General features: G+C 67.0%; 18 protein-coding genes, 1 pseudogene and 1 riboswitch. Of the genes and pseudogenes, 3 read left to right on the top strand and 16 right to left on the bottom strand.

Going from position 1 to position 21,982, the window contains the following annotated elements; all coding sequences use genetic code 11:
- Positions 1-53: 53 nt before the first annotated feature.
- The 5 genes and pseudogenes from Q0963_RS03060 to Q0963_RS16550 form a co-directional block, all read right to left on the bottom strand.
- Positions 54-3,089: a type I restriction endonuclease subunit R gene (locus Q0963_RS03060; RefSeq protein ID WP_299442473.1), complete on the bottom strand. Its 3,036-nt coding sequence runs from the start codon at positions 3,087-3,089 to the stop codon at positions 54-56.
- Positions 3,090-3,097: 8 nt separating this feature from the next.
- The gene (locus Q0963_RS03055) at positions 3,098-4,339 is read right to left on the bottom strand and encodes a restriction endonuclease subunit S (protein ID WP_299442259.1); all 1,242 of its coding nucleotides are present in this window, start codon (positions 4,337-4,339) and stop codon (positions 3,098-3,100) included.
- Positions 4,336-5,904 (bottom strand): type I restriction-modification system subunit M, encoded by a 1,569-nt coding sequence (locus Q0963_RS03050; RefSeq protein WP_299442258.1) that lies wholly within the window; start codon positions 5,902-5,904, stop codon positions 4,336-4,338. The genes Q0963_RS03055 and Q0963_RS03050 overlap by 4 nt, the downstream gene beginning before the upstream one ends.
- A 510-nt stretch (positions 5,905-6,414) precedes the next feature.
- A complete protein-coding gene (locus Q0963_RS03045; protein WP_299442256.1) occupies positions 6,415-6,861 on the bottom strand; it encodes a hypothetical protein in 447 nt (148 codons plus the stop codon).
- 66 nt (positions 6,862-6,927) lie between these two features.
- Positions 6,928-7,068: pseudogene (locus tag Q0963_RS16550) on the bottom strand (hypothetical protein); the annotation flags it as partial.
- Between the two features lie 332 nt (positions 7,069-7,400).
- On the opposite strand from Q0963_RS16550, the gene Q0963_RS03040 reads away from it, so the two are divergent.
- The gene (locus tag Q0963_RS03040) at positions 7,401-7,751 is read left to right on the top strand and encodes a hypothetical protein (RefSeq protein WP_299442254.1); all 351 of its coding nucleotides are present in this window, start codon (positions 7,401-7,403) and stop codon (positions 7,749-7,751) included.
- A 507-nt stretch (positions 7,752-8,258) separates the two neighbouring features.
- Here Q0963_RS03040 and Q0963_RS03035 read toward each other — a convergent pair.
- The 4 genes from Q0963_RS03035 to Q0963_RS03020 all read right to left on the bottom strand — a co-directional run bounded on the left by Q0963_RS03035 (position 8,259) and on the right by Q0963_RS03020 (position 11,046).
- Complete coding sequence (locus Q0963_RS03035; RefSeq protein WP_299442252.1) at positions 8,259-8,951, bottom strand: hypothetical protein; 693 nt, start codon at positions 8,949-8,951, stop codon at positions 8,259-8,261.
- A gap of 158 nt (positions 8,952-9,109) precedes the next feature.
- The gene (locus Q0963_RS03030; protein WP_299442250.1) at positions 9,110-9,283 is read right to left on the bottom strand and encodes a hypothetical protein; all 174 of its coding nucleotides are present in this window, start codon (positions 9,281-9,283) and stop codon (positions 9,110-9,112) included.
- Positions 9,276-10,157 (bottom strand): hypothetical protein, encoded by an 882-nt coding sequence (locus Q0963_RS03025; protein ID WP_299442248.1) that lies wholly within the window; start codon positions 10,155-10,157, stop codon positions 9,276-9,278. Before Q0963_RS03025 ends, Q0963_RS03030 begins: the two co-directional genes overlap by 8 nt.
- A 187-nt stretch (positions 10,158-10,344) precedes the next feature.
- Positions 10,345-11,046, bottom strand: coding sequence for a DUF6308 family protein (locus Q0963_RS03020; RefSeq protein ID WP_299442246.1), 702 nt, complete (start codon positions 11,044-11,046; stop codon positions 10,345-10,347).
- A 337-nt stretch (positions 11,047-11,383) separates the two neighbouring features.
- Between Q0963_RS03020 and Q0963_RS03015 the strand changes: the two genes are divergently transcribed.
- Positions 11,384-11,713, top strand: a complete 330-nt coding sequence (locus Q0963_RS03015; RefSeq protein WP_299442244.1) for a hypothetical protein — start codon at positions 11,384-11,386, stop codon at positions 11,711-11,713.
- A gap of 235 nt (positions 11,714-11,948) precedes the next feature.
- A complete protein-coding gene (locus tag Q0963_RS03010) occupies positions 11,949-12,647 on the top strand; it encodes a hypothetical protein (protein WP_299442242.1) in 699 nt (232 codons plus the stop codon).
- Here Q0963_RS03010 and Q0963_RS03005 read toward each other — a convergent pair.
- The 7 genes from Q0963_RS03005 to Q0963_RS02975 form a co-directional block, all read right to left on the bottom strand.
- Positions 12,607-12,942: a hypothetical protein gene (locus Q0963_RS03005; protein ID WP_299442241.1), complete on the bottom strand. Its 336-nt coding sequence runs from the start codon at positions 12,940-12,942 to the stop codon at positions 12,607-12,609. The genes Q0963_RS03010 and Q0963_RS03005 overlap by 41 nt on opposite strands.
- A gap of 450 nt (positions 12,943-13,392) precedes the next feature.
- A complete protein-coding gene (locus Q0963_RS03000; RefSeq protein WP_299442239.1) occupies positions 13,393-15,744 on the bottom strand; it encodes a hypothetical protein in 2,352 nt (783 codons plus the stop codon).
- Positions 15,745-16,241: 497 nt separating this feature from the next.
- Complete coding sequence (locus tag Q0963_RS02995) at positions 16,242-16,634, bottom strand: hypothetical protein (RefSeq protein ID WP_299442236.1); 393 nt, start codon at positions 16,632-16,634, stop codon at positions 16,242-16,244.
- A gap of 727 nt (positions 16,635-17,361) precedes the next feature.
- Positions 17,362-18,291 carry a tyrosine-type recombinase/integrase gene (locus tag Q0963_RS02990; RefSeq protein ID WP_299442235.1) on the bottom strand — a complete coding sequence of 310 codons (930 nt, stop codon included), beginning with the start codon at positions 18,289-18,291 and terminating at the stop codon, positions 17,362-17,364.
- 114 nt (positions 18,292-18,405) lie between these two features.
- Positions 18,406-19,986, bottom strand: coding sequence for an RNA polymerase sigma factor (locus tag Q0963_RS02985; RefSeq protein WP_299442234.1), 1,581 nt, complete (start codon positions 19,984-19,986; stop codon positions 18,406-18,408).
- A 242-nt stretch (positions 19,987-20,228) separates the two neighbouring features.
- Positions 20,229-20,624, bottom strand: a complete 396-nt coding sequence (locus Q0963_RS02980) for a universal stress protein (protein WP_299442233.1) — start codon at positions 20,622-20,624, stop codon at positions 20,229-20,231.
- A gap of 56 nt (positions 20,625-20,680) precedes the next feature.
- The gene (locus tag Q0963_RS02975; protein WP_299442232.1) at positions 20,681-21,811 is read right to left on the bottom strand and encodes a homoserine O-acetyltransferase; all 1,131 of its coding nucleotides are present in this window, start codon (positions 21,809-21,811) and stop codon (positions 20,681-20,683) included.
- Between the two features lie 13 nt (positions 21,812-21,824).
- Positions 21,825-21,935: riboswitch (SAM riboswitch) on the bottom strand.
- Between the last annotated feature and the right edge of the window lie 47 nt (positions 21,936-21,982).

The following is a 21,982-nucleotide window of genomic DNA, read 5'->3' as shown; positions in this document are numbered from 1 at the left end:
CACGGGCGTCTAACGCGCCGCCGGGCCTGGAACTGACGACCCGCCGTCCAGGACTACTCGCGCGCGTTCACGCCGCCGCTGAGCCCGAAGTACCTGTCGAAGAACGCCGCGAGCTTGTCGAGGACCCGCTGCTTCTTCTCCCCGTGGTCGCCCCCAGGAGCGAACCGGGAGACCGGCGGCAGGATCCGGGTGACCGCGGTGCCGGTCCTGGGGATCGAGCCGTCGCGGAAGGCTGCGGCCACGAATCGTTCAGTCTCGTCGGGACGCAGGTTTTCACCCGCGACGATGGCCTCGAGTTCAGCCGAACGCCTCGCCTCGATGAAGGCGCGCCACTCGGTGTCGATCTCGCCGTCCGTGGTGATCGAGTCGACGAAGTCCTCGATGAGGTCCTTCTTGTTGCGCAGAGTGGGCGAGGAGTCGACGGCACGGGTGATCTCGGCACGGATCTCTGTGTCCTCACCGTCGCCGTGGGTGTCCCGGTAGCGCTGGACGAGCATCAGGATGTAGTCGACGTTGATCTCGACCTGCTTGATCAGCTCGATCTCGAAGACGACGTCGTCGGTGATCGACTCCTTGTCCGCGTCCTTGGCCTTCCGGAACTCGGCGTACAGGTCGAGGTAGACGCTGCGGTAGTCCTGGCTCTGCCGGGGGGTGAGGATCTCGTGTCCGGTGAAGTCGTCGAACGAGGTCAGGATGTTCTGCAGCTTGAGGATCTCGCCGAACAGCTTGATGAACGCCTTCTGGGCGGCCTCCCCCACGATCGCCTGCCCCAGCGGGAACCGGTCGAGCAGCTCGGTGACCTTCTCGGCGTAGTCGCCGTAGTACTGGGCGTACGGCTTGAGCAGCACGACGCCCTTGGCGTCCTTGTTGCCGAACAGGGCGATGGCGTCGTTGGTCGCGTCCTCGAGGTCGCGGAACGAGACGATGTTGCCGTAGGTCTTGACCGAGTTCAGGATCCGGTTGGTGCGCGAGTAAGCCTGGATCAGTCCGTGCGCGCGCAGGTTCTTGTCGACGAACAGCGTGTTCAGCGTGGTCGCGTCGAACCCGGTGAGGAACATGTTGACCACGATGACCAGGTCGATCTCCCTGTTCTTCAGCCGCAGCGACAGGTCCTTGTAGTAGTTCTGGAACCGGTCGGCGCTGGTGTCGAACGAGGTGCCGAAGGCTTCGTTGTAGTCCTGGATCGCGTCCTCAAGGAACGAGCGGGCGTCCTGCGACAGGCCCCCGGTGTCGAAACCCTCGTCGTCGAGGGCACCGTCCTCGACGGGCTCGTTGGCCCCGTAGGAGTAGATCAGCCCCACCTTGAGCTGCCTGTCCGGCGGAAGGTCAGCCTGCTGCAGCTGGAAGTGGTTGTAGTAGGTGCGCGCCGCCTCTATCGACGCGGTCGCGAACAACGCGTTGAAGCCCCGCACCCGCTTGTCGCCCAGCGCGTACCCCTGACCGCGGCGGGTCTTCTGGTCGAAGTGCTCGAGGGTGTAGGCGACGACCTGGCTGACCCGCTGGCTGGACAGCAGCGCCTTCTCGGTGTCGATCGCGGAGACCTGCTTGTCAACGACAGCGCCCACGCGGACCGTGTTGACGTAGTCGATACGGAACGGCAGCACGTTCCGGTCGGTGATCGCGTCGACGATTGTGTAGGTGTGCAGCTTGTCGCCGAACGCCTGCTCGGTCGTCTTGAGCTGCACGTTCCCGCCGGAGGAGGAGTTGGCGGCGAAGATCGGCGTCCCGGTGAAGCCGAACAGGTTGTACCGCTTGAACGCCTTGGTGATCGCGGTGTGCATGTCCCCGAACTGTGAGCGGTGGCACTCGTCGAAGATCAGCACGACGTGCCCGGAGTAGATCGCGTGCCCCCGGTTCGCGTTGATGAAGGTTGAGAGCTTCTGGATCGTGGTGATGATGATCCGCGCGCTCGGGTCCTCGAGCTGCTTCTTCAGCACGGCCGTGGAGGTGTTCGAGTTGGCCGCGCCCTTCTCGAACCGGTCGTACTCGCGCATGGTCTGGTAGTCGAGGTCTTTGCGGTCCACGACGAACAGCACCTTGTCGACCGACGGCATTGCGGAGGCGAGCTGGGCGGCCTTGAACGAGGTGAGCGTCTTGCCGGAGCCGGTCGTGTGCCACACGTACCCCCCTGCAGCGACGGTGCCGAGCGTCTTGTAGTTGGTGGAGATCTCGATCTTCGACAGGATCCGCTCGGTCGCGACGATCTGGTAGGGCCGCATGACCAGCAGCATCCGGTCCGCGGTCAGCACGCAGTACTTCGTCAGGATGTTCAGCAGGGTGTGCTTGGCGAAGAACGTCCGCGCGAAGGCTGTGAGGTCCTGGATGGGCTTGTTCGACGCGTCGGCCCACCACGAGGTGAACTCGAACGAGTTGGACGTCTTTCGCGTCCGTTTCGAGCCGGACGCGTCGGCCAGGTGCTGGCGGCGGGTGGTGTTCGAGTAGTACTTGGTCTGTGTGCCGTTGGAGATGACGAACAGCTGCACGTACTCGAACAGCCCCGAGCCCGCCCAGAAGCTGTCCCGCTGGTAGCGGTCGATCTGGTTGAACGCCTCACGGATGTCCACTCCCCGCCGCTTGAGCTCGACGTGCACCATCGGCAGCCCGTTGACCAAAATCGTCACGTCGTACCGGTTGGCGTACCTCCCGCCGCCGTCGCCGTGGCCGACCTCGTACTGGTTGAGCACCTGCAGCCGGTTGTTGTGGATGTGCTGCTTGTCGATCAGCAAGACGTTCTTCGTCGAGTTATCGTCGCGCTTGAGCAGCTGCACGTGGTCCTCATGCAGCCGAAGCGTCTTCTCAACGATCCCGTCGTTCGCCCCCGCGATCCGCTCGCTGAAGAAGCGACCCCACTCCGCGTCGGAGAACCTGATCTCGTTGAGCGCCTCGAGCTGGGCGCGCAGGTTCTCCACCAGCGCGTCCTCCGAGGTGATCGCGAGGTACTCGTACGCCTGCGACTCCAGCAGCCCGATCAGCTCCCGTTCAAGCTCCGCCTCCGACTGATACGCCGCAGCCGTCACCGGATCCGGCACATACTCCGCGACAACGGTCGACTCGCTCGAAACCGCGATCGGCTCAAACTTGCGCGGCATACCTTTGCTCACGCCCTGAGCTCCTTGAACGTCAACAACCGATCCCGGTAGTACTCGTACTGCCTTCGGCGAGCGACGAGTTCGGCTGGGAGGCCGACCGAGAGGTCGTTGACGATCGCATCGAAGTTCGCGAGCTGCGCAGCGATCCTCCGCTGTTCGTTCAGCGACGGAAGGGGAATCTGCCACGAAAGGAAGCTCTCGGTGTCGAGCGCAGCCATCGAACCGTCCGTGCGCACGCAGCTCGCCCGAATGCTTTCACTGGCAGAGCGGAGCGCTTGGTAGACGTAGGACACGTCGACTCCGGCACGTGGCAGGAGTGCACGCACATCCTGATTGACCGTGGTGTCAACGTTGACGAAGCTGATAGGCAGTCTTCGTCGCAAGATGTTCGATCTCATGACGACAGCGACCGATGGGGCAGGTACGACCTTGAGGGAGGTCTCGGCGAGTGCAAGAGCCGTGACCCGCCCTCGAATCTGATCGGTCCTGGAATCGCTCACGTCCATGGAAGCTAGCCACGGCACTTCCCCCGAGTCCCAGTAGTTGGGGTTGGCCTTCGAAGGTGTCATCCCTCCTTGCCACCGACCAAGGCTCGCGACATCGGCCAACGGTGCATCCACTAGATTGAGCAGGACCTCCTGGTAGTGCTGGTACTGGAGCTGGCGCGCCTCCAGCTCCGCCTCCAGCTCCGCCTCCAGCTCCGCCTCCAGCTCCGTGAACGTGTCGAGGATCCGCACGATCTCCCGCTGCACCTCAAGCGGGGGGACCGGGATGGTCAGCTTGCTCAGACCCTCGCCGGACAGCCGCTTGACTTTGGCGCGCGCCACGTACTTCGCCTTCTCAGCGTTGAGCGCGTTTGTCCGGAGGTAGTAGGCGACGAACTTCGGGTCGAGCGCGCTCGAGCGAAAGCCGAAGCAGTCGTCATGGATTGCGATGGGCGTAGTCCCGAGCCACGCGACCCCCCAACCGACGTCTTTGACCGTCTCGCCGACGGCTGCAATGACGACGTCGCCTGGCAGGGCGAAGCGAAGATGCGGTGCGAGGTCGCCCCTTACCTGGGACAACGGATCGGCTGCCGACAGTCCGTAGCCGGTGTAAATCTCGCCGTAGTGCATGGCGGGAATGCCATCGTCGACAAGGTCCTGCTTGGTGAAGCGACGCCCGCGCGCGAAACGCCCCACTTCACCCAGCGGGAGGTGTACAACGCCATCAGGACAGACATCGCTGACAAGGTCGTCGATGCCGCTCACTGCGCGCCCTCGAGGTCGGCGACGATGGCGTCGATGGCGGTGCGCAATTCCTGCTGGCGGGCGACGATGCGTGCGATCTCGGCGTTGAGGGCGGTGATGTCGACGCTCTCGCGCGTGTCTTGCTGCTCGACGTAGGAGGAGACGGCGATGTTGTAGCCGTTGATGGCGATCTCGTCGTTGGGGACCACCTTTGTGAAGTGGTCGGTGTCGATCCGGGCGATGAACGCGTCGAGGATGGCGTTGAGGTGCGGCTCGTCGAGCTTGTTCTTATTGCCGACCCGCGTGAACTGGGCGGACGCGTCGATGAACAGCACGGCGTTGTCGGACTTGGACTTCTTCAGCACGATGATGCAGGTCGCGATGGTGGTGCCGAAGAACAGGTCCGGCGGGAGCTGAATGACGGTGTCGACGTAGTTGTTGTCGATGAGGTACTGCCGGATCTTCTGCTCCGCGCCGCCGCGGTAGAGCACACCAGGGAACTCGACGATCGCGGCCGTGCCGTTGACGGCGAGCCAGGACAGCATATGCATTGTGAAAGCCAGGTCGGCCTTGGACTTGGGCGCGAGCACTCCTGCCGGTGAGTAGCGGGGGTCGTTGATGAGCAGCGGGTTAGCGTCACCGTCCCATTTGATGGAGTAAGGCGGGTTGGACACGATCGCCTCGAACGGCTCGTCGTCCCAATGCGCGGGGTCGATCAAGGTGTCGCCGTGAGCGAGGTTGAACTGCTCGTAGTTCACGTCGTGGAGGAACATGTTGATCCGCGCCAGGTTATAGGTGGTCAGGTTGATCTCCTGCCCGTAGAACCCCTGCCGGACGTTCTCCTTGCCGAGCACCTTGGCGAACTTCAGCAGGAGCGACCCGGAGCCGCAGGCTGGGTCGTACACCTTATTCACGCTGGTCTTGCCGACCACGGTGATCCGGGCCAGGAGCTCGGAGACCTCCTGCGGGGTGTAGTACTCGCCGCCGGACTTACCAGCCTGCGAGGCGTACATCTGCATCAGGTACTCGTATGCGTCCCCGAAGAGGTCGATCGAGTTGTCCTGGAAGCCACCCAGCGGCAGGTCACCGATCGCGTCCAGCAGCTTGACGAGCTTCTCGTTACGCTTGGCGACGGTCTGGCCGAGCTTGCTGCTGTTGACGTCGAGGTCGTCGAACAGGCCCTTGAGGTCGTCCTCGCTGTCGGTGCCCATGGCGGAGCCCTCGATGTGGCGGAACACCCGTTCGAGGGTCTCGTTGAGGTTCGCGTCTCGCGCAGCACGCCGACGGACGTTCGCAAACAGTTCCGACGGCAGGATGTAGAAGCCCTTCTCCGCGACGGTCTCGGCCCGGCCGAACTCCGCCTGCTCGTCGCGAAGGCGCGCGTAGTCGAAGGCCGCATCCCCGGCCTCGTGCTCACCGGCGCTGATGTAAGAGGCCAAGTTCTCCGAGATGTACCGGTAGAAGAGAAACCCCAACACGTAGGTCTTGAAGTCCCAGCCGTCCACACTGCCGCGCAGGTCGTTGGCGATGCGCCAGATGGTCTTGTGCACCTCGGCGCGCTGCGCCTGGCTCGTCGTGGGGGTCATCGTGTCTCCTCGTACTTAGCCGACTGCACGCGCAGCGGCCAACGCTCACCGTATCCGCGCCCACCGACCAGCCCGGTACTACGCGCCGGGAGCTCCCGACCCCACATCGTGCCGACCTCACCGCCCGCTTCGCGGTCGCCTGCGCGAGGCCATCCGCCTACATCGCCGCTTGCCACTCCAACCCGCTCAGCGTGATGATCGGCGGCTTGGCCTCGATCACCCCAACTGCGCGACGGTCGACTTAATAACTGCGCGGATCTCGGCAAGCTGGGCGGCCAGCACTTGGATGCCCTCACGGGGGCGGCCCGGGACTCCTCCTCGACCGCCTCGACCCGTTCGATTTCAGCCAGGAGGCGAAGGTCGAAGTGATGACACCGATGAGCGCGATCCCCGAGAGCATCAGCGCGACGCCGATGAATCGACCTCGGCCGTGACGAGGTACTGATCGCTATAGCACACCGTAGTGACGGTGGTGATGGCCCACCCCAGGGCGTCGCATTAGAGCCGTCCCTAGCCCGGTTCCCCACCGTTGAGGTGCCATTCATACTCGCGTGCCGACTCCATGATCTCGTCTTGAGTGATGAAGTCGTCCCACTCACGAAGGTAGGGGCGGTGTTCTTCGGCGCCGTTCGAGCAGACGACATCGTCGTGCCAGTCGTCGTTGTATGTCACCGAATACGAGCAGCGCCAGATCGGCGACGGCTCTGCAGCAGCCTCGTCGAGACCGTCAAGGTAGTCGTCTATGGCCGACGGCTTCTCCTCGGCAGCAGCTTTGTCGGCTCTGTCGAGGTAGTCGTCTATGGCTGACGGCTTCTCCTTCTTCTTCGCCGCGTCCACGCTGGCAGACGGAGTCGGGGTCGACTCCTCCGTCGCCGCTGGCGCGGCGGCCTCGGTGGTTCCGCCGCACCCGGCCAAGCCGAGCGCAGCGATGGTGACGATGGGCAGGTACTTCTTCATCCGTCCCTCACTTGCCGAAGATCTGCGGCGTACTGCGCCTGCTCCTTGGTGATGGCCGCCGTAGTCGCACGACAGCTGGTCGATCGGGCCTGCCTTGCTGAGGTTCAGGGTCTCCACGTAGGTCTCGCCCTGGAGGACGGCCTGCCCGTTCCAGTCGACGTCGAGCCGGTCTCTGGTCGCGACATCCCGTGCATCGACGTGAATCAATCAAGGAGAGCACTGACCACTAAGTACACCAGAAACTGGCCCGCCCCGACTTGAGGCCCATCCAGAATGGGGCAAGCCCCTCGCGTCCGTCGCCCTTTATCCTCGCCACGCAACGGCACGGTCACGTCTACCCGTCCGGACTTGCCTGGGAGGCGGCTCGCAACCTTTACGGATGGGGACGCCCGCCGCCTGGTCGTGGTGTCGCCGACCGAGGTCCTCGTCCAGCGATCCGCTCGACCCCGCTGAAGGCCACCTCCGCCCCGTCGATATCGTCTCGTGATTGGGCGGTCTCGGCCCATCGCTAGCCCGCACTGGCCTGCCAAGATCATCGGATGAGCCTCATGCTGAAGCTGGGTGAAGAGATCCCCATGAAGGGTCGCGTCGTTCGTGTGACGCAGGATGCCTACGACTACCTGCCTTCTATCCGGGACGAATTGATTCAAGTCGCTGCCGACGCGGGGACCGTCACCTACGGCGAGCTCAAGGACAGGCTGCAGCTGCCTTGGGCCCCCAACGGTATGGGCCGCATGCTGGACCTCTTGTCCGTCGACTGTCAGCGACGTGGGGAACCGTCCCTAGCGGCCGTTGTCGTGGGTCAGCGGACCGGAGAAGTTGGGCAGGACTTCGACGGTGACCCCGTGGCCGAGCGGGCCCGGGTCTATGGCCAGCTCCACTGGAGCTAGCCGACGATCGGAGATGCCCACGTCCACCAGGGTCCTCAGTGGAACCTGGCGTACATGAAGCCGGGTCGCTTCAAGGCGATTCGGCTGCCAACCCCTTTGACACCCCGGGTCGGGCATTTCCGAGCCGATCGACAAGCACATTGAGTAGGCTCTCAAAATGGGTGAACTCACCGTGCGCGTCGGTCACGCGTCAACTCTGCACTCGGAAGTACGGGCGCTGTGACGCTGGGACCGCAGCGCCTAACCTTGCAACCGAATAGCTGGTACGGCTGGCAGATGATCCCCGGATACTCCGGCAGATGCGTCCCGTACTTCTCTCCTGTCCTGGTGAGGAAGGCCCTACCGCTCAAGACCGGGCGCAGCATCCTCAGGTTGAAGTTCCGTAACGCCCTCTATGCCGAGGGCGTGCAGGAGTCTGACCTCGAACTCCAGGTCCTACGACATGCAGCCGACTACCTTGTCGCCGCAATACCCGGCGACGATCACGTCCGAACTGCCGTGGTGTGCTCAATGGGGTTCGAGTGGTTGGAAGCGACTTGCCCAGATCTGATAACTCACAATCCTCCGGCTCCCGGCTCCCCAGCGGCCAGCAGTGTGACCCTGTACCTGAGGGAGCTGTTCGGCGAGTGACTGTTCGATGCCCTCGATCGCAGTGATCTGGGCCGGGCGTAGAGCGGTGGTCTCCAGGTCGGGCAGATCCCGGACCTTGGCCCGCCAGGTAGGGCGCTCCGGGTCGGTCTCCGCGTCCCGGATGACCTTCGCCAGGGTCCCCGGCCGCGGGATGCAGAACAACCGACGGGCGCGGGCATCAGGGTCGTAACCGTTGGTGAAGTGGGTCTCGGACCCGTTGGCCTCCACGACGAAGGGCAACCGGCCCTCGATGGTGACCGCCCGCTTCGCGATCGCGTCCGGGAGCCCGTCGGCGTACATCGCCGACTGCCACTCCACACCGCTCAGCGTGGTCCCCTGCGGCTTGGCCTCGATCACCCCCACGGCCCGACGGTCGACGTAGAGCAGGTAGTCCGCCCGGCCGTGACCGGGCTTCATGACGACCTCACGGACCGCGACACCAGGCCCGGCGAAGAGGTTCGGGTCCTTCCGGTCTTGCACGGCCCAGCCCGCATCCGCGAGCTGGCGATCTATGAGCACGCGGGCACGCTGCTCCGCCGGAAGCCCTTCCGCGCTCGCCTCTGCCCCCATGGCCGTCACCATAGCCGGGGCATCCGCCCGGGGCTCGGACCTTGGTGGCGATTGCCCTGACCTGCCGGTTTCTCGCGTTGGGTGGCGAAGCGTCGACGCAGGACGACTGCACCCGGACCACCGTGGAGAGGTGTGGCGGCGTGAGGCCCCTCCAGCCTCTAGCAATCACTCTTCATGTCGTCGATGGCCTTGGTCAGGTTGCTGACCGCGTTGGAGAGCGCTAGGTACCGCGGGTTCTGGTTTGACTTGGGCTCGCAGTGAAGCGTCCGGATGGTCCGGACCCGCTCCCTCACAAGCTCAAGCTCGGCGATGGCCGCCTCCAAGTCAGCCATGGTCGGCCACCGTGGTTTCCGGCAGACCCCGTGCCCGCCGCACAAGGTCAACGATCAGCTCCCCATGGCTCTTCAGGTCGCCCGGCACGAGGTGAAGCCGGTACTGCCTCCAGCGCTTGTTGTACGACATCACGTTGAGCCCGGACTCTTCGAGACGAGCGTCAAGCTCCTCATCACGCTCGATCCGGACCTCCCAGATCAAGTGCTCCTTCCGCGGCCGGAAGGACACGAAGTTGTCCGGGACCCCGTCGCGCTGTAGTCCGATGTAGTTCTTGTTGTACTTGAGAGACAGCCCCGGACCCTGCTCGTTGACTACTTCGAGGAGCCGGTCGGCCATGTTCACGATCTCCGCACTGCTTCGTGACTGCCAGTAGGACCGGTCCGTGTCCTGGCCAGGTTCGTCCTCCTCCTCTGGTGCGGGCAGAGCTAGATCGAGGACCTTGGTGGAGTGAAGCGTTAGAACGCCGTTGACCTCGAGCGCACTCATCTGGACGGCAATGAGGGGAATGGCCTGGTTGAACAGGTTGATGACGTTGAGGAAGCGGCCGGTGATCTCCTCCGCCACGATGACCGCGATGTGCTCGTACTGCGGGAACCGTCGGCGCTCGTTGTCCCAGTACTCCAAGGTCCGGATGATGTGGCTCTCGTCCGTCGCCCCCAACTGGAGCTCAACCTCATATCGAGTGCTGGTCTCGGGGTCGAAGAGAAGAACGTCCAAGCGTCCTGACCGAGGCTGGCGGCGTTCGACATCCTTGACGTCCAGCTCACCTAGACCCAGGAGCGTGACGTCGCTGGTGATCTGCTGCTGCAGCCACTTCTCGTTGAACTCGGCGTGGGACTTCAGGCTCACCCGGGTTGACTTCTGGTACTCCATCGACGCCCCTTCGACTCAGTCAAGTTCCCGAGTTTGTCACGTCGGTGCTCAGCGCCCTGGAGTCAGTAGCGGGGTTCACAGCAATCACGGATGCGCGGCCGAGCGGTGGTGCCCCACCGAGAGGCACCGGGCTCCGCAATCCGGACAAGCGGCCAGGGGCGTGCACCGCGCCCAGCCCGCTGGGCACCTACCTAAGGGTGGAAGTCCAGAGCGCGACGTCGAGGTGCCGAAGCATGCAGTTCGGATCTCCCACCGAGACTCCTTCGATGGCAGCCGCTTGGTCCACGACGTTTCGCAGGGCCGCCATCAAGGCCTCGTCTTCCAACAGATGACGGAAGACCTGCCAGTCCATGCCGTAGTCGCGCATGTCCCAAGTCCCCAAGAGGCGTAGAACGCGCTTGTCCATGATCGGGAAGAGGTCGGGGCGCTTACGAGCACAGATCTTGGACGCGGTCACCTTGGGGCTGGAGGTCTTGGCCCCGACGGGCCGGAGGGCCGCCTTCACGGTGACGTAGAACTCGCTCATCGCCTCGAGCGTTTCGAAACCGGCCGACTGCAGGTTCAGGTCCACGTCGAGGGCGTCGGTGCCCAGAAGTCGCGCCAGGTGGGCTGACGCCGAGCAGGGTTCGGTCAACCGGCGGACAGCGACCTGTGGGATGTCGACGGACAGCATGTGCACGGCCAGGAGGTCACTGCCGCCGATCGAGAAGGGGTCGTTGGGGTTGAGCTGGGAGAAGGTCGCCCCGGCGTAGTTGCTCTCGCGCCGGTAGTACTGAGTGACCCGCTTGACGGTGTCCTCGTCCTCCAGGACCTGCCGCGCTGCATCTCGTGCGAGATCCAAGACGGGCTGAGGGGCAGGCTTCCAACCCTGGGGCAGTGCATCGAACACGCTTGCGTCCCATCCTTGAGATCTGCGGCCGATGGCCACATCTCGAGGACCGATACTCAGCACCGCTGACCCCGACGCTAGAGCATCCGCCAGTCCGGGGTGGGAGGTTCGCTGTGACCCTCGCGACCCCACGCCTGCTTGCTAACGATTTGCTACGCAACCCCCGCAGACGGGGGCCAACCAGAGCCCACGAGCGGGGTCCAGAAGTCACTGCTGAGCACGACCTGGCACCAACGACGACAGGTCAGGACCACCAGGCTCAGACTCATAATCCGCCGGCTCCAGGCTCCCCAGCGGCCAGCAGTGTGACCCTGTACCTGAGGGAGGCGTTCGGCGAGTGCGCCAGCGCTCAACAGACGTCGGTCCGAAAGGGACGCGCTGCATCATGACGCAACTACCACCCGGGCAGTTCGCCTCCGACGTCGACGGAGACCAACACATCATCTTCGTCACCAACGAATCCCTGGACGGGTGGAAGGTGGTGGTGCGCCGGGGGGCCGACGGCGCGCTGTTCGATCGAGCGCTACACGAGCAGCGAGTCTTCAACCCCGCCAAGGTGAACATGATCGGTATCGGCGTGCCCGCAAATAGCTGGGCCACATTCCTGCACCACGATGAGGTCTTGGTCGGGTACCGGGACCCTGACAGTCAGTTCTACCCCTGCTGAAGAACTTCTCCGCCTGGCCGCATCCACTCCCCCGCAGCCCGTCCAAGGACTGGGCCTGACGACTGCCGTGATCGTTGCGGCGCCTCCCGAAGGCTGTCCGTAGCCCATCACCGAGCCGCGGCGCATAGGACCAACTGACTACCACTCGATTGAGTCATGGTCGACCTGGCCACCTGCTCACTACGCTGCCGACAGATTCTTGGCGACTCGGTCCGACGCGGAAGGGAGCCCGCGGATGCCTGACCTGCCCGAGATAGAAACCAACGACCGCGACAACTTCAGCATCTACCCCTCCTATGCCATTGGCTCGGTCATCGGCGCGTCCCTTGGCCCAGGAGGCAGCTGCCAGGTCGAAGTCGTCCTCCTCCTGCGCCATCACTGGCGCTACCGGGTTCGCCATCTCGTGCTGGACCTCGAGCACCTCGCAAGAATCCGTCGCGAAGTTGCTGTCACGGACCCCGCGCCCACATGGCCGCACACCGACACCGACGCCGCATCCCTTGAGGACGCCTTCGCCATTGCGGCCGACATTGCCCGGCGCTCCACCGCCGAGCCCGTCCCCCGGCTCCGCGGGTGGCGCTCCTCCATCGCGGGGGAGTCGTTCGAGGACACTTTCACGCGCTATCGGCTCCGTTCGGCGATCGACGCCGTTCCCTCCCCACCTCTATGGCAGAGGGCCCTCCGCGCCGCTGGGACCTCCCTCATAGTGATTGTCAGTCTCGCTATGTTCCTCCTTGGTTTCGGGGCCGAGGTCTTCGACCCGTGGGGGGAGAAGGGTCTCGGCTGGATCGATCTTCTGCTAGGTGGCCTCATCGTCGTCGGCGCTATTGCTGCTGTCGGCGGCATCATCATCGTGATCGACGAGGTGAGAGAGCGATGGGCCAGCCGAACCGTCACCGGAAGGCACGGGAGGGTGAACCGAGGCTCGTCCTAGTAGCGAGTGTGACGACATCACCCCGAGCTCCATTGTCGGCCTTGACCCCGGGATGCCCGAGCAGCATCGTGAAGTTCTCCCACGTCACATCTCCAAGCCCGTAGACGCTGGGGTAGGCGCGTCGGTGCTCGTCATCATGGAGGTCCGCGGCCCGGGTTACCCCAGCACGCACGAGGTTCTCAGCCGCCTGGACGACCGTCTGGGCCTTGAGCACTCCCGAGGCCTTCTGGTGGTTGCCCAGAACATCGGCGAGCTCCTCGGGATTGAAGGCGGCCAGCCCGGGAAGGTCATCCACTGGTCTCCCGCCGACCTCCGCCCGTTAGCGAACTACGGCAGCGCGGACGCCCGCTTCTGGGTCACCGTGCGGACAAACGACTGTCCACGATCGGCTCCCAACCCTCGGACAGCCGGGGCCGAACCAGCAGTAGGCCCGCCTTCATACAGTGCATCCCGATCTGTTCGCACCCGGCGCACTCGCAACTGCAAGGGCCGGGGGTGACTCTTCCCCAGACGCCGAGGGCCGGCGCCAGTTGAGTCGGTGTCGACGTATTGCTCCACTCGCGAGGCCTGCCACTCGCCCCGGAAACTCAGGGCTCAGGCCGTTGCTCACGGCCCGCAATCTCAGGTCTACCACCCCCGCCATCCCCGCCACACCCGCCGGCGCGGCGCCGGCCCGCAGAGCCGAACCAGGGCGGGGGCGGGAAAACGCGGGGAAGGCGGGGATGGCGGGGATGATGGCGCCCCTCTAGGGCCGCGGGTCCTCCTCGCGCTCGTCGTCCTCACCGTCAGACGTCCGGTGCTCCTCGGGCGGGGTGATGCTCCACTTGAGGACCTTGTCCTTGTTGCGAGCACCGTCGTCCTCGATCTCCCAGCCGTTCTGGCGAAGACCGGGCGCTGCGCGCCGGAGGGTTCGGGAGACTGCTCGGGAGTCTTTCGGCCACGTTCGCGCGGGGTGCGGATCATTTGGGGTGCCCACCCTCGATAGCAGCTGAGCGGAGGTCCCGTCGAACGGCCCGTGCAGCTCGATCATCATCGCCGCGATGAAGGGGTCATCGTGGGCCGTGCTCCCGATGGCGGCTTCGGTCGAGCACAGGTACCGGTCCAGGCCTTTGGTACCGAGAACGGTGTCCACGCCCGCGAGGACGTGCGCGAAGTCTGCCATTCGGGGGGGCAGGGCGACCTTGACGGACGGCAGGATCGACTGCACCTTGGCCGCGAGGTCGAGGAGGCCCGACAGCACTTTGGGGTGGAGGCGCTGCCAGCGCGACAGCAGCTCAGACTCGAGCTTCCGCCCGGTGCCGTGGATTCGCGGGAGACGCAGCTCGATCACGCGCTCGGTGAGGTCCCCGGCGAGGGAACCCACGTCGATCCCATTGAGCAGGATGACTCGTCGGAAGCTGAAGACGACCAGGTCCCCATTGGTGTAGAGCCGGCGCCGGACATCAGCCTCCCCGGTGACGGCACGGCAGAGACTGTCCGAGAGCCACGGACGCACCTCGCTCATGTTGTCCAGCGCTACCCCGTACGACCCGCACGCCTGCACGACCCATTCGTCGATGTTGCCCGGGGGCTTGCGAATCAGCACCTCGGTCGGGTCGAACAGGGACATCAGGATGCTCGAGGTGGTGGACTTCCCAGTGCCCTGCTCGCCGAAGACCGCGAGGATGGGATGCGCGATCGTGGGGCGGATTAGGGCGGCGACCAGCCACGCGAGCACCACGGGCCTGTCGTCCTCGGAGACGTTCACCAGATCCCAGAGCGCGTCGAGGTCGCCGTCCTGCGCGGGCATGGGCATGGCTGCGGTGAGCGGGGACCGGGCGAAGATCACCGGCACGTCACGCGAGGCCACCTCCCACCTGCCGTCATGGAGGTGGATCGCCTTGCCGTCCTGGTCTCCCATATCTATCCAGATGGCACCGTCATGCTCGGCCACCCGCACGGAGACCGACTGTGGCGCACGACCTCGCGCCTGACCCTCGAGGACACTGATTGCGTCACTGACCGTTGCGCTCTTCGGTACCCGGTGGTGCTCCTCGTAGTAGGCGGCGGCCAGGGTTGAGCGGAGTTCGCTGCCGTCCAGAGCCCAGGCCAGATGCGGCTGCGAGTTTCGGGTGGCGAACACCTCGCCGCTGTCCCGCCTGCCGAGCGTGAAGAGCCGATTCGCGAGGTCGACCATTTGGGTGCTCGCGGACGCCGCGGCGGGGGCCTCGTGAGCATGGCCGCCGAGTTCGGCCTCGCACTCGGCGGTCGACTTCGTGGCTGCCCGCCTCACGCCCCACTCGATCGCGTCCTCGAACTCCTTGAAGCCCTCGACCCGGGGATCGCCCTCGCTAAGCAGCGCGTCGAACCGCTTGTGCAGGACCTCGAGGGCCCGCTCGTGGTCCGTCACGGTGAGACACCCATTTCTCCTCGCCACCGCGAGGCGGGTGCACTGCGACACCAGCCAGTTGTGGCGCGAACCGCGCGGCCTGTCCGTGGCCCATCCGGTGCGTACCCCTTCGAAGTACCGGCACGTCGACGTCGGCCATGGCCAGTTGGCGGGGTCGGATGCTTCGGAGGTCAGGACCTCCGCGTCCTCCTCGAAGGCTCCGACATCTCGCTCGTCGAGCAGTCGCACGAGATGGTCATACCCGACGGGGTGGCCGCCAGCGGTGTCTGCGCGGACGGCTACGGGGGCCTCGGGGACCTTCAGGTTGTGCGTACCCGGCGCTCTGAGCATCCTGGACAGCTCGAAGACCTGGTCCACCGATGCGCCCTGCTCGTGGGCCGTGTTGGCGACGAAGCGGCCGAAGCGCCGGAGCAGGGCCTGCAGTCGAGAACGGTCTTCGGGAGTGTTGACGAAGAACTCCGGCTCCGAGGGGTCGGTGGCCCAGATCGGCTGGAGACCGTGCCCGGAGAAGATGAGCAGCGTCGGCGGACCCAGCGCCTTCGAAAGCTGCCCCACGCACCGATGTGCTTCGTCGAGCGACCTGAAGCTGCCGTCTTTGACGTCCAGGTCGGCGAAGAGTGCCGCCAGGCGGACCACATCCTCAGCCCTCCCCCGGTGTCCAGACGGCAGGTCCGGGCGCACAGGGTTGACTCCGAAGTAGACGTTCACGTCCTGCCGCAGGTCGCAGATTCGAGGGTCGCCCGCTCGCAGAAGGTGGGTGCTCCTCCCTCCGTGTGGGCGCAGCTCGAGAACGGAGATGGTCTCTGTTGACGGGTAGAGCAGCTGAATGGCGTGCTGAAGCGTCCGACACTCCACCTGCCCCGTCGTGGACACGTCCAGGGTGCTGCGTCGGGGGGGCTGTGTTTCTGGGATGTCGTGCGGGAGAATCGGATCAGTCGCCGTGGCAGGGGACTCGAGGGCCGCCCCGTGGGGGCGGCTTTCTCGTCCGTGTTCACCGCCAGCTCCGTGCGCGTGCCGATCCCGCGCGGGCGGGAGCTCGCGTGCGAGCTGTGTCAGGCTCGCCGACCGCGGAGTCGGTAGCGATACCCGGACGGCCGGGGCGCCGGTTTCCGAGCTTGTGTCGGTGGCGGGTGGCGGTGTGACGGACGCGGACATCGAGCGCTGGGGGCCAGCACCGTTGCCCTGTGAGGGGAGGCCCAGGGTGCTCATCGGGCCACGCCCCCCTCGGTGACGGTGTGCGCACTGGGGTCGCCGCCCTCTGCGCGGTCGGGTGGGCCGTCCTCGGACGCGCAGGCAGCGAGGAGCATCGTCGCACTGGCGAGCTCCTCCAGGGCTAGTCGGCGCCCCTCACGGTCCCGGCGGTGCTGGGCGGACTTCCTCGCGAGGTTCGCGAAGTAGGCCTTCCTGGCGTTGGTGGCGCGGCGTGCACGTTCGTCGTCGGAGAGCTGGCGGTCGGGGTCGACTTGGTCCTCGAACCTGGCGAGGAACGCTCCGCGCGCGGGTGCTGTGCGCGCGGTGGGGTTGGCTGTCGTCGCCCAGGAGTGGTGCGCGGCGGCGCGGGCGATGAGGTGACGTTCTGAGGGGGTGGACGCTGGCATGGGGCACCTTGATTTCCCCTCGGGGCGTCACTTCCCGAGGAGCACCAGCGGTGCGCGCAGCCGAGCCCCGGCGGATCGCGGGGTCAGGTCGAGGATAGCGCTGCGACGGTGTCCAGCCGAACGTAGCGCGGTCGCGGCGCGTCGCTCCCGGTAGCCCCCAGGTGCAGCTGGTACTCGCGGAACAGCTTGACGCGGTCGAGGCGCGCGGCAGGGTGATCCACGCACCTGACCCAGAGATCAGGTTCCTGCCCCTCGTCATCGAGCAGGACCCGGACGACGGTGACCGGCACATGGACCCACCCAGCGCCGAGAGGCCGGACCACCGGCGGCCGAGCGGCGGGCCGAAGCGCGGCCGGTGGGCCGAAAGGGTCGCCGTCAGGGCTGTCCTGAACGGCCGCCGGCCCGGGGAGCGTGGCGATGAACAGCAGCCCATGCGCGGTCTGCCAGACCTCGGCGAGGGTCGGGGGCCTCGAGCGGTTGTGCTGCCGCGGCAGACAGGTCACCCGCAGTAGCGGCCGCATCTCCGGCGCGCGTAGGGGGTCGGCCGCGCCACGATCCACGAACTGCAGGGGCTGCCCCGGCCCTGGCCGGTGGGCCACCGTCCGCGTGGTGGCGTCGCGGTAGGCGAGGTCCCACCGGCCTTGGCGGGGGTCCTCGTCGCCGAGTTGCGGCCACAGGTCGGTGACCAGCGCTTTGTAGGGGGAACCGGGGGTGTTCCGAAATCGGGTCACAGCTCCCCCAGGTTCAGGTGGCGGGCCTCGGCCGCGGCACGGGCCGACGCTTGGGCGCGGGTGTACCGCAGCAGCATGTCCGGACGGGTCCACCCGGCAACGGCCATCAGGCCAGTCTCGGTGCCGCCGGCGGCGAGCCACCGGTGGGCCGCGGTGTGACGCATCCGGTGCGGGTGGAAGCCAGGGATGCCCGCCGCGGCTGCTCGCTCCCCCAGTGTCTTGTGCAGCCCGTCGTAGGAGAACTTCTTCCCACGGTCACCGAGCCACAGGTCCGGTGAAGTCGCGCCGAGGCGGTGGTGGCGGCGCAGCCGGAGGTATCGGTCGACGGCGCGGACCGCGTGCGGGCCGAGCGGGACGACGCGCCCCTTACCGCCTTTGCCGCGCCGGATAATCGCGGTGCCCCCGGGGAGGTCGAGGTCCTCGAGGGTCATGGCGACGACCTCCCCGGCGCGGGCGCCGGTCTCGAGCATGAGCCGGACGATGGCCTCGTCGCGGCGGTGCCGCAGGGCCTCGGCGGGGGTGGCTCCCTTGGGCGGCTGGCAGGCGGCGATGAGAGCGCGGAGCTGGTCGTCGCTCAGCGGCTCGACGACCTTGACGTCGAGCTTGGGCGACTTCAGGCCGACGAAGGGGTCAGTGTCGATCTCACCCTCGTCGGTGAGCCAGGCGGTGAACCGGCGGACCGGCAGCTGCCGGGCGCGAATCGTGGCCGGGGCCATGCCCTGGTCGATGAGGTCGGCCACCCACCGGCGCAGACTGTCCCGCTCAAGTGGCGGGCGCACTGACCCCTGGCACCACCGCAGGTAGAAGCGGACGCCGTCGCCGTAGTTCTTCAGGGTCTGCGGGGACTTGCGCTCGGCGCGCAGGGACAGCATCCAGGACTCGGCCAGAGGCTCGAGGGCCTCGAGGTCGGAGGGGGATGTCGCCACCCGCCCACCATAGGTGATATCTGGACTGGGAGCGCTGTGCATCGAACGCACGTCTCAATCGTCGCGCCAAAACGGCCTTTGACCTGCACTCACACCGGACTCCCGGTGTGTCGGTCAGTCCAGATAGTCGCGCAGGGCCTGGCTGCGGCTCGGGTGGCGCAGCTTCGACATCGTCTTGGACTCGATCTGGCGGATCCGCTCGCGGGTGACGCCGTAGACCTTGCCGATCTCGTCGAGCGTCTTGGGCTGACCGTCGGTGAGCCCGAAGCGCATCGAGACCACGCCCGCCTCCCGCTCGGAGAGCGTGTCGAGGACGGAGTGCAGCTGCTCCTGGAGGAGGGTGAAGCTCACGGCGTCGGCCGGGACGACCGCCTCGGAGTCCTCGATGAGGTCACCGAACTCGCTGTCGCCGTCCTCGCCGAGCGGGGTGTGCAGCGAGATGGGCTCACGGCCGTACTTCTGGACCTCGACGACCTTCTCGGGCGTCATGTCCAGCTCCGTGGCCAGCTCCTCCGGGGTGGGCTCGCGCCCGAGGTCCTGGAGCATCTGGCGCTGCACGCGGGCCAGCTTGTTGATGACCTCGACCATGTGCACGGGGATGCGGATGGTGCGGGCCTGGTCGGCCATCGCGCGGGTGATGGCCTGGCGGATCCACCATGTCGCGTACGTCGAGAACTTGTAGCCCTTGGTGTAGTCGAACTTCTCGACCGCCCGGATGAGGCCGAGGTTGCCCTCCTGGATGAGGTCGAGGAAGAGCATCCCGCGGCCCGTGTAGCGCTTGGCGAGGGAGACGACGAGACGCAGGTTGGCCTCGAGCAGGTGGTTCTTCGCCTTCTTGCCGTCCTGGGCGATCCACCACAGCTCGCGCTTGAACTTCATGTCGATCTTGTCGCCCGAGTTGAGCATCTCCTCGGCGAACAGACCGGCCTCGATGCGCTTGGCGAGCTCGACCTCCTGCTCGGCGTTGAGGAGGGCGACCTTGCCGATCTGCTTGAGGTAGTCCTTGACCGGGTCCGCGGTGGCGCCGGCGGTGACGACCTGCTGAGCGGGTGCGTCCTCGTCGTCGTTGCTCATGACGAAGCCGCGGTCCTCCCCCTCCTTTCCGCTGGCCTTGGCGGCCACGGTGCCACCGACGACGGTGTCGGCGTTCTCGGTGGTGGCGTCGTCGTCCGCGTCCTCCGCGTCCTCGGCGGTGTCCTCGGTGGCGGGCTCGGCGGCCTTGGCGGCAGCGGCGGCGGCCTTCTTCGTCGTGGCGCGCTTCGCGGGGGCGGCCTTCGGGGCGCCGGCCGCGGCAGCGGAGGCCGCCTTGCGGGTCGTGGAGGCGGCCTTCTTCGCGGGGGCGGGGGCCTCGTCGGTGCTCGCGGTGGCGGCCTTCTTCGGCGCCGTCTTGGCGGCGGTCTTGGCGGCCGCCTTCTTCGCCGGCTGGGTGCGCGAGGTGGCGGACGCCTTCTTCGCGGTGCGGGTCGTGGCGGCGGCGACACCGACGGTCTCGTCGTGGCTCACCTCGATGCCCTGGTCGCCGAGGGCGCGGAGCACGATCCGGCCCCGGCTGGCCTTGACGTCGGCGGCCCGCATGGCCTCGGCGACCTGCTCACCGGTGACCGACCCCGTGGTGCGGCCCTGACGGACCAGGGTCTGGAGGGCGGCGTGGGTGAACTCGGGCGGAAGAGCGGGTTCGGGGGACGTCGTGGACACAGGCGACACCGACTACCTTTCGTCGCGGAGAACCACAGACCGGGACGCGGGGTCTCGGATGCGGTGGTGGGGGTCCGGGGCGACACCTCGGCCTGGTCGATTCTCGACCTGCCCGGCCTGGCGCGCTCTACCATTATAACTTCGCCGAGAGCCCGCAAGCACATCGAACATTCGATCCGGGGCCGCCTGCGAGGCGTGCCGGGCCTCCCCCCGACCGCCTGACGCCGGTGCGGGCCTGGGGCTCAGCCCTTGACGGCGAGCACCGCGCACGGCGCGTCGAGCAGGATCCGCTGGGCGTTGGACCCGAGGATCAGCTTGCCGACGGGCGTCCGGCGGCGCAGGCCGATGACGATGAGGTCGGCGTCGGTCTCGGTCGCGACGGCGATGAGGTCCTCCGCCGGCTCGTTGCCCCGGACGAGCTGGCGCACCTCGACCTCCACGCCGTCGCCGGCGAGGTCGGTGGTGAGGCGCTCGAGCTCGTCCTCGGCGGTGCGGGTCGTGTCGAGGTCGAAGTCGCGCCCGCCGCGGTTCGAGTTGATGACGACGAGCTTGGTCGAGCGCCCTCGAGCCTCCTCGACGGCTCGGGCGAGGGCGGCGCGTCCCTCCTTCGTGGGGACGAAGCCAACGACGATGGTCACGATCTCCTCCTCGGTGGCCGAAGCCTGTTCGGACCGACCGTACCGCAGCGCCGAGGTCAGGCCCGGGCGACGACGTCGCGGATGACCGCCCCGACCTGCGCGGTCTCGATGAGGAAGCCGTCGTGGCCGTGCGGTGAGTCGATGAGGCTGAGCCCGGTGCCGGGCCTGGCCGCCACCATCTGCTCGGACAGCCGCGGCGGGTAGAGGCGGTCGGTGCTGACGCCGACGACGTGCAGCAGCCCCTCGAACGCCTGGAGGGCGGCGGCGACCCCGCCCCGCTGCCGGCCGACGTCGTGGCTGTTCATCGCCTCCGACAGGACGACGTAGCTGTTCGCGTCGAAGCGCCGCGCGAGCTTGGCCGCGTGGTGGTCGAGGTAGCTCTCGACGTCGTAGCGGCCCCCGCCCCCCAGCGGGTCCTCCCCGGCCCGGGGGCGCCGGCCGAACCGGGCGTCCAGCTCGCCCTCGTGGCGGTAGGTGGTGTGCGCGATCCGGCGGGCGATGCCGAGGCCGGTCAGCGGCGCGCGGCCGGTGCCGTAGTAGTGGCCGTCCTGGTAGTCGGGGTCGGACCGGATGGCGAGCAGCTGGGGCTGGCACCACGCGACCTGGTCGGCCGTCGCGGCGGCGGACGCGGCCAGGACGAGCGCCCGGTCGACGCGCCCCGGGTGGCTCGTGGCCCACTCGAGCGCCCGCATGCCGCCCATCGAGCCGCCGAGCACGAGGTGCCACCGCTGCACCCCGAGCGCGTCGGCGAGCAGCGCCTCGACGCCCACCTGGTCGCGGATCGTGACGAACGGGAACCGCCCGCCCCACGGCCGCCCGTCGGGGGCCGCCGACGACGGACCCGTCGTGCCCTGGCAGCCGCCGAGCACGTTGGCGGCGACGACGAAGTAGCGGTCGGTGTCGAGCGGGGCCCCGGGCCCGATGAGCGAGGGCCACCAGCCGGGCGTGGGGTGGCCCGGCCCGACGTCGCCGACGACGTGGCTGTCGCCGGTGAGCGCGTGCTCGACGAGGACCGCGTTGTCACCGGTCGGGGACAGCGTGCCCCACGTCTCGTAGGCGACGCGCACCCAGGGCAGGTGCCCGCCCCGCTCGAGGTCGACCGCCCCGACGTCGGCGAACCGGCGCTGACCCGGCGGGTCCCCGTCCTGCCAGGTGGCATCTGCCCACCGGGTGGAGGTGGCGGTCATGACGGGACTCCTCGGTTCGCGCTTGCCGCCCTGGTCCGGGACGGCCCGGTCATCACCCGGGGCACCCCACCGCGAGGAGGGTTGCCGCCCAGCAAACCGGGGTTTGGCACTGGGACTCATGACCTTGCCCCGATCGTACCGGCCGGACCCCGCTCGGGGTCCTGCCGTCCG

The sequence above is a fragment of the uncultured Phycicoccus sp. genome (genome assembly GCF_947495705.1).
GTDB lineage: Bacteria > Actinomycetota > Actinomycetes > Actinomycetales > Dermatophilaceae > Phycicoccus.
The sequence above is the reverse complement of the archived record's forward strand: the minus strand, read 5'-3'. Positions and strand labels throughout refer to the sequence as shown.

Excerpts from the sequence above, each read along its gene's own strand:
- Q0963_RS03060 (WP_299442473.1), bottom strand. The coding sequence starts at position 3,089 with ATGCCGCGCAAGTTTGAGCCGATCGCGGTTTCGAGCGAGTCGACCGTT.
- Q0963_RS03050 (WP_299442258.1), bottom strand. The coding sequence starts at position 5,904 with ATGACCCCCACGACGAGCCAGGCGCAGCGCGCCGAGGTGCACAAGACC.
- Q0963_RS03045 (WP_299442256.1), bottom strand. The coding sequence starts at position 6,861 with ATGAAGAAGTACCTGCCCATCGTCACCATCGCTGCGCTCGGCTTGGCC.
- Q0963_RS03040 (WP_299442254.1), top strand. The coding sequence starts at position 7,401 with ATGAGCCTCATGCTGAAGCTGGGTGAAGAGATCCCCATGAAGGGTCGC.
- Q0963_RS03035 (WP_299442252.1), bottom strand. The coding sequence starts at position 8,951 with ATGGGGGCAGAGGCGAGCGCGGAAGGGCTTCCGGCGGAGCAGCGTGCC.
- Q0963_RS03030 (WP_299442250.1), bottom strand. The coding sequence starts at position 9,283 with ATGGCTGACTTGGAGGCGGCCATCGCCGAGCTTGAGCTTGTGAGGGAG.
- Q0963_RS03025 (WP_299442248.1), bottom strand. The coding sequence starts at position 10,157 with ATGGAGTACCAGAAGTCAACCCGGGTGAGCCTGAAGTCCCACGCCGAG.
- Q0963_RS03010 (WP_299442242.1), top strand. The coding sequence starts at position 11,949 with ATGCCTGACCTGCCCGAGATAGAAACCAACGACCGCGACAACTTCAGC.
- Q0963_RS02995 (WP_299442236.1), bottom strand. The coding sequence starts at position 16,634 with ATGCCAGCGTCCACCCCCTCAGAACGTCACCTCATCGCCCGCGCCGCC.
- Q0963_RS02975 (WP_299442232.1), bottom strand. The coding sequence starts at position 21,811 with ATGACCGCCACCTCCACCCGGTGGGCAGATGCCACCTGGCAGGACGGG.